Here is a 6,000-nt window from a genome sequence, read left to right on the forward strand (position 1 = left end):
TTTGATTCCAGATCGAAATCGGCATAGAGTGGCCTTGAGCAAGAACGGGCTGGTGTTTTCATCCGAAGGGGGCGGTTAGCTCAGCGGGAGAGCATCGGCCTTACAAGCCGGGGGTCACAGGTTCAAATCCTGTACCGCCCACCAGAGCAAAGTAAAAAGGCAAAAGTAAAAAGTTTTCTGATTTTTGACTTTTGCCTTTTTAACTTTTGACTTGTTCATCGGGGTCGTAGTTCAGCTGGATAGAACGCCGGCCTGTCACGCCGGAGGTCGCGAGTTCGAGTCTCGTCGGCCCCGCCATTTTATCGCGAAAGGACGAGAGGCTCCGCCGCAGAGAGGAGCGGATCCACCTCTGGCGGAGGAAGGCGAAGGGGAAGTTGCATCCCTCATTAGTTGGAGAACATGGGCACGTTTCAGATGAAAAACAGCGAGGCACTGGCGCAACGCCAGTGGTTCATCGTCGATGCCGCGGGAAAGGTTTTGGGGCGGCTCGCCACCGAAATCGCGAGGGTGCTCAGGGGGAAGCATAAACCCGGCTTCACGCGCCACGTGGATGGCGGCGACTTCGTGATCGTGATCAACGCGCGCGACGTCAAGCTCACGGGCACCAAGCCGAAGAAGAAGCTGTACTATCGCCATTCGGAATATCCCGGCGGGATTCGGGTCACCGCCGCGGAGAAAATGTTGGCCGAGAAGCCGGAGCATCTCGTTTGGTTGGCCGTAAAAGGCATGCTGCCCAAGAGCCGTCTGGGTCGCAAGCTGCGCACCAAGTTGAAAGTTTATGCTGGCGGCGATCATCCCCATGCGGCGCAAAAACCGCAAACCTTGACGATCAGAGCCTAGGAGTAAAGCGATGGCGCAAAAAGTTTTTTCGGCTACCGGAAGACGCAAAACGTCGGTCGCGCGGATCAATTTGAAAGAGGGCAAGGGCAACCTAAGGGTCAACGACCGCACCCTGGAGGAGTATTTCGGGCGTGAAACCGCGCGCATGGTCGTGCTTCAGCCTTTTCAGGTGACTCAGACAACGGGGAGTTTCGACACCGAAGTCAATGTACAAGGCGGAGGCATCTCCGGCCAGGCGGGCGCCATTCGCCATGGAATTACCCGCGCTCTTATGCAAGCGAATGCCGACTTTCGCGTGCCGCTCAAAAAAGCCGGATTCGTCACCCGTGACCCGCGCGCGGTCGAGCGCAAGAAATACGGCCGCCACAAGGCGCGGAAACGGCCGCAATACTCCAAGCGTTGAAATCCTTGCCTGAGAAAAAATCCGCTGCGAAGCACGAGACTCTGTCCGTGGCCGTGCTTGGGGCCACGGGATACGCCGGAGTCGAGCTGCTAAGAATCCTGCTCCGCCATCCTCGAGTCCATCTAACGGCAGTGACCTCGCAGCAGTATGCCGGCAAGCGGGTGAGCGAGATTTATCCGGCGCTTGCAGGAAAGTGCGACCTCGCTCTGGAAGAGCTTCAGGTCGAAAAAATCGCTTCTCACTGCGAACTCGCCTTCGCCGCTCTGCCGCACGAAACATCCATGGACGTCGTCGCCGGGCTGGTGCAGCGCTCCAAACGGGTCATCGACTTGAGCGCGGACTTTCGTTTGCACGATCCGAAGGTGTATCAGCGTTGGTATCGGGCGCACAAGGCCGCTCAGTTTTTGGACGAAGCCGTTTATGGACTGACGGAGATCCATCGTAGCGCGATCGGCAAAGCGCGTTTGGTGGCCAACCCGGGCTGTTATCCTACCGGCGCCGTTCTGGGTTTGGCACCTTTGTTCGATGAAAAAATGGTTCGGGGAACGGTCGTGATCGACGCCAAATCCGGCACGACTGGAGCGGGCCGAAGCAGCGCGGTGGACCTCTCCTTTAGCGAGGTCAATGAAAACTTCAAGGCGTACAACGTCGGCGTTCACCGCCACGCGCCGGAAATCGAGCAGGAGCTGGGCGAGTTGGGCGGCGAGCCGGTCGCCGTCCTATTCGCGCCGCATATCGTTCCCATGAACCGCGGGATACTTTCCACGATGTACGTGGAGCTCAAGAGCGCTCCCGACGAGGATGATTTGGCCAAGCTTTACCGAAAATTTTATCGGGATGAGCCGTTCATTCGCATCCTGCCGGCGGGCATGTTTCCGCAAACCAAAGACGTTCGAGGATCGAACGACTGCGCCATCGGATTCCGCTACGATTCCCCCACCGAGCGGCTGGTGGTGATCACGGCGATCGACAATCTGGTCAAAGGCGCCGCCGGGCAGGCGGTGCAGAATATGAATCTGATGTACGGGTGGGCGGAGACCGAAGGCCTTCGGGAAACCGCTCTCGTACCCTAGCGACTACTCCTCAGCAGTCGAATAGAAATACAGCCCCACCATGGCTATGGTGATGTTGGGAACCCATGCCGCCAACCAGGCGGGTATGGCGCCGCTATGGCCGAGGGAAATACAAAAAGCGAGCAAGAACCAGTAGCCAAAACCGATCAGCATGGTGAGTCCGAAGCTCAGGGTCAGGCCTCCGCCGCGGTTGTGCCGGGTGGCAAAGGGGATGGCCAGCAGCGCCATCAAGAGCGAGACAAGCGGAACCGCCAATTTCACGTGGAGATCGACTTTTTGCTCCGTGGCGTCGATTCCTTTCTCCTGGAGATCCGCGACCTGCTTCTTGAGATCCAGGAAGCTGAACTCTTCGGGATCGCGGGAGAGCAGTTTCAAATCTTCGGGCGTCTCGGAGATCGGGATGGCAACGTCGCCCTCCCGTTGGTCCATTCCGCCGTTGGGAAGCAGGACCCATTCGATCGCCCGCTGCGGCTGCCAGCGAGCGCCGTTCCAGCGCGCCGACGGCACTTCGATGAAACCTCTCAAGGTAAAATCCCGATTCAAAAGAAAGATCGTGAGCCCTTCGAGCACGCTGTTTTTCGTATCGAATCGGTTCACGCTGATAAAAGCCTCCTCCGAGCGGATCCACATGTCCTTGGTGCCGAGTAGGCTCTTCGGCTCTTTCTTTTTAACTTCCGTTTTGTAAATGTACTGAGACTCTCGGGTGAAGACGGGCACGAGCGCCTCGTTCCAGGCAAAATTGAGGGCTGAGATCAGGAGCGATGAGATAAACAGCGGCAGTGAAATCCGGTAAATGCTGAGACCGTTGGCGCGCATGGCGGTGATCTCTTGAGTACGCGACAGCATGCCGATGGAAAACAAAACGGAGAATAGGACGGCAAAGCCAAAAACCCGCGACATCAAAACCGGCAACTTATAGAGAAAATAGCGGCTCGCCGCCCACACGGACGCGCCCGATTTGAGAACGCCGTCGATCCGATCGAAGAAATCGACGATGAGATATAGGCTGGTGGTGCACAGGAGGCTGATCGCGACGACCTTTAGAAAGCCGCGGATGAGATAACGGTCCAGAATGCCGCCGAAAGACCAGGAGACGATAGCTGAGATTTTTTCCATGGGATTAGACGGTTCTTCCCTGTCGTAAGATTGCGATTCGGCGCGTTAAGGAGAAAGACCAGTCTTCCAACTTAGCTTGGATTAAAAAAGGGGATTCTTTCAGCGCCTTGCGAAAAAAATGAAACGCCGTGAGGGTGAGAACAATGTTGGGAAGCCAGGCGGCAAGCGCCGCCGGAAGTATCTGCCTTTCCCCCAAAGCCTTGCCCAGGGAAAGTAAGGCATAGTAGGTAAGCAGCCAGGATAGACATAGGGCGAAACCCCAGGACCGGCTGGCGCGCGAACGCGCCGGCACCATGACCAGGGCGACGGCAAGAAAACACAAAGTGAGCGGAGCGAAGGCGAAGGAAAATCTCTGATGGAGTTCGATCAGCTCCGCCGTGACCTGAAGGCCCTGTTCTCCTTTGCGTTGGATGGTTTTTCTTAGTCGCTCGAACGACATCTCTTTGGGCTCGGGATTTTTCTGCCGGCTGGGCCCCAGGATGTCCTCGGGATCGAGCCTGAAATCATAGGTGTTGAAGCTGGTGCGGCTGAAGCCCGGCCGCTTCTGTTGCCTCTCGTAGACCGTGCCTTCGAAGAGCTTGAAATTGATGGTTTGCGTCTCTTCATCCGAGAATATGAAAGCCACTTTGCCGAAGATGTCTTGCTCGCGATCCGCCTTGCGTCGATCGACGATGAGCACCCCCTTGGCGGTTTCCCCCGGGGGCACGAGTTCTTCGATGTATATGAGAACCTTGGGAAACTCATCGTTGAAAACTTTTTCTTTCAATCCACTGGCGACGCGATTCTTGGCGATGTCGTAAAGCGCCGTCCTGAGCGCGGCGTTTGCGCCCGGTCGAATCTGGGTGGTGATGAGCAAGGTGACCAGAGAAACAATCAAGGCGATAACGCCGACCGGCAAAAGAATTTGGACGGGGCTGATCCCGGAGGCCTTGAGCGCGAGAATCTCATGATCGGTCGACAGCCTGCCGAGTCCCAAGAATATTCCGAGCAACAGCGCCATCGGCACCGTCATTTCGAGGAACGTGGGGAGAACCAACGCGAACAACTTGCCGATTTCGAGAATGGGAACCCCGCGGTTGACCACCAACTCAACAAGCTTAAGAATGCGCCCGACCAAGAGAATGAGCGTGAAAGCCATGAGTCCGAAAAGAAAGGGAGGAAGCACTTCTGAGGCGAGATAAGTAGTCAGTGTCCGCTTCACGATGTAAACATGTTATCTGGTGCAATCTTTTTTGTAAAACGGCGCATGAGAAAGAATGGGAAATTATGGAGAAGCCGAAGCCGCTGGTTATTTTTGGTCTCAATCCGGTGCTGGAGAAGCTCAGAAGCTCGCCCGAGCAGGTATTTGAGCTCATGATCGTCAAGGGCCGCGAAAGCGCCCGTCTCAACTCCGTTATCGAAGAGGCTCGTCGCCATCATGTGCCGGTCGGTTACGTCGATGCGCACCGGCTTGATCTCCTCACCGAAGGCGGCTCTCATCAAGGTGTCGCGGCCAACACCGCTCCATATGGCTATCTTCCTTTTGCTCAACTGCTCCAGGCCTTAGCATCCGCCGCCCAGGGGCGGGTCTTGGTCCTCGATGGTTTAACCGATCCACGGAATTTTGGCGCTCTCTTGCGCTGTGCCGATGGTGCGGGCGTTTCTCATGTCGTGATCCCAAAGGATCGCGCGGTAGGTGTGACGCCGGCCGTGGTCAAAAGCTCGGCCGGAGCGGCTAACTACTTGAAAATTTATCGGGTTTCCAATTTGAGTCGTGCTCTTCAAGCTCTTAAAGAAGCCGGCTGTTGGATCGTGGGTCTCGATGCGGCGGCGCCGGAATCAATCTTCGAACGGCGCTATCCGGAAAAAGTGGCCGTGGTCCTGGGATCGGAAGGCACAGGCTTGCGTCCATTGATCCGCCGTGAGTGCGACTTTTTAGTTTCCATACCTATGCTCGGAAAAGTTTCTTCGTTAAACGTCGCCGTAGCCGGAGGAATATGTCTCTATGAACTGGCAAGGCAGCAAGGCCCCCTTCAAGCTGAGCACCGGTAAGTTTCCTGGGGGCCCTAAACAGGCAGAAAATTAGGGTAAAAAGGTAAAAAAGTGTTGACATCCAGTTGTGGAGGTGCTTTATATAATGGTTTACAATAGCTAGCCCGGGTAGCTGTCATCTGTCTAAGGGCCGTAGCCCATACATTCAAAACGGAACTTATTCACTTCTTTTTTTAAGGCCAGCAGGAGAGTTTCGCGTCGGCGCGCGGTATGGTTCGTTTCGAATTCAAAGCTGGCGTAGCTCAATGGCAGAGCAGCTGATTTGTAATCAGCAGGTTGTAGGTTCAAGTCCTATCGCCAGCTCCAGTGCAACAAGATTCGGCGGTAGCATTTGCGTTGACTCAAAAATCGTGAACGGTCGGATTCGTTTTCCAGACAGTGGAGGACCAGACAGTGGAGGAGAGGTTCCCGAGTGGCCAAAGGGAGCAGACTGTAAATCTGCCGCCGTAAGGCTTCGTAGGTTCGAATCCTGCCCTCTCCACCATCATGCGGGAATAGCTCAGTTGGTAGAGCGCGAGCCTTCCAAGCTCGGGGTCG

6 protein-coding genes and 4 tRNA genes are annotated in these 6,000 nt (G+C 55.9%); 8 read left to right on the top strand and 2 right to left on the bottom strand.

All coding sequences use genetic code 11. The features are described 5' to 3' along the window. Positions 1-69 precede the first annotated feature (69 nt). From VGL70_14950 to argC, 5 genes are all read left to right on the top strand, one after another. Positions 70-144 (top strand) — tRNA-Val (locus tag VGL70_14950). 76 nt (positions 145-220) lie between these two features. Further along, a tRNA-Asp gene (locus VGL70_14955) sits at positions 221-297 on the top strand. 102 nt (positions 298-399) lie between these two features. Next, complete coding sequence (rplM, locus tag VGL70_14960) at positions 400-840, top strand: 50S ribosomal protein L13 (protein ID HEY3304823.1); 441 nt, start codon at positions 400-402, stop codon at positions 838-840. Between the two features lie 10 nt (positions 841-850). Further along, positions 851-1,243: a 30S ribosomal protein S9 gene (gene rpsI / locus VGL70_14965; protein HEY3304824.1), complete on the top strand. Its 393-nt coding sequence runs from the start codon at positions 851-853 to the stop codon at positions 1,241-1,243. Positions 1,244-1,248: 5 nt separating this feature from the next. Next, the gene (argC, locus tag VGL70_14970; GenBank protein HEY3304825.1) at positions 1,249-2,316 is read left to right on the top strand and encodes an N-acetyl-gamma-glutamyl-phosphate reductase; all 1,068 of its coding nucleotides are present in this window, start codon (positions 1,249-1,251) and stop codon (positions 2,314-2,316) included. Between the two features lie 3 nt (positions 2,317-2,319). Here argC and lptG read toward each other — a convergent pair whose 3' ends face one another. Together lptG and lptF are read right to left on the bottom strand one after the other, a co-directional pair. Then, a complete protein-coding gene (gene lptG / locus VGL70_14975) occupies positions 2,320-3,432 on the bottom strand; it encodes an LPS export ABC transporter permease LptG (GenBank protein HEY3304826.1) in 1,113 nt (370 codons plus the stop codon). Positions 3,433-3,436: 4 nt separating this feature from the next. Beyond that, on the bottom strand, positions 3,437-4,633 hold the full coding sequence (gene lptF, locus VGL70_14980; protein ID HEY3304827.1) for an LPS export ABC transporter permease LptF: 1,197 nt from the start codon (positions 4,631-4,633) through the stop codon (positions 3,437-3,439). A 65-nt stretch (positions 4,634-4,698) separates the two neighbouring features. Here lptF and rlmB point away from each other — a divergent pair, with 65 nt between their 5' ends. From rlmB to VGL70_14995, 3 genes are all read left to right on the top strand, one after another. Beyond that, entirely contained in the window at positions 4,699-5,463 is a 765-nt protein-coding gene (rlmB, locus tag VGL70_14985) for a 23S rRNA (guanosine(2251)-2'-O)-methyltransferase RlmB (protein ID HEY3304828.1), read from the top strand. A gap of 231 nt (positions 5,464-5,694) precedes the next feature. Further along, positions 5,695-5,769: transfer RNA gene (locus tag VGL70_14990), tRNA-Thr, on the top strand. Positions 5,770-5,861: 92 nt separating this feature from the next. Next, a tRNA-Tyr gene (locus VGL70_14995) sits at positions 5,862-5,947 on the top strand. Positions 5,948-6,000: the final 53 nt, after the last annotated feature.

The organism is Candidatus Binatia bacterium (assembly GCA_036504975.1).
Taxonomy (GTDB): domain Bacteria; phylum Desulfobacterota; class Binatia; order UBA9968; family UBA9968; genus JAJPJQ01.

Excerpts from the sequence above, each read along its gene's own strand:
- rlmB (HEY3304828.1), top strand. The coding sequence starts at position 4,699 with ATGGAGAAGCCGAAGCCGCTGGTTATTTTTGGTCTCAATCCGGTGCTG.
- rplM (HEY3304823.1), top strand. The coding sequence starts at position 400 with ATGGGCACGTTTCAGATGAAAAACAGCGAGGCACTGGCGCAACGCCAG.
- lptG (HEY3304826.1), bottom strand. The coding sequence starts at position 3,432 with ATGGAAAAAATCTCAGCTATCGTCTCCTGGTCTTTCGGCGGCATTCTG.
- rpsI (HEY3304824.1), top strand. The coding sequence starts at position 851 with ATGGCGCAAAAAGTTTTTTCGGCTACCGGAAGACGCAAAACGTCGGTC.